The organism is Dellaglioa sp. CoH-56-MRSF-13 (genome assembly GCF_056782095.1).
In genome coordinates this window covers 1-316 of the sequence record NZ_JBXAYC010000125.1, presented here as the reverse complement: position 1 = coordinate 316, position 316 = coordinate 1, and the positions used below count along the sequence as shown (strand labels likewise).

The following is a 316-nucleotide window of genomic DNA, read 5'->3' as shown; positions in this document are numbered from 1 at the left end:
GTTGTTGTACGTCCGAAATAACCTTGCGTACGTCGCTCGGGCCCGATGCCAAAAGCTCTACTATAGCTTGCCTATCTAAGGCCTCTTTGCTCGTGCTCAGCTGGTGAACACGATTGACGTGCGGCAGTATAACAGTGCTAAACTCCGGATGCAAGCGCATTGTCTCGAAATGATCATGCGGAATCGACCCTTGACTCAGCAGATAGTTCTCGGCACGGCGCATAAGCGTTAGCTTCCACTCTTCCTGCTGAGCGGCTTCAAAAGCCTGACGATCATCCATATCTTTGTATTTACGATAAGGCTCAATGCGCTTGAT

The 316-nt window shown here is 50.0% G+C and carries 1 protein-coding gene; it reads right to left on the bottom strand.

The genetic code is table 11. From position 1 onward, the window contains the following. A partial coding sequence (locus AC1RP1_RS08165) for a hypothetical protein (protein WP_481762745.1) occupies positions 1-280 on the bottom strand: 280 nt, incomplete at its 3' end. Positions 281-316: the final 36 nt, after the last annotated feature.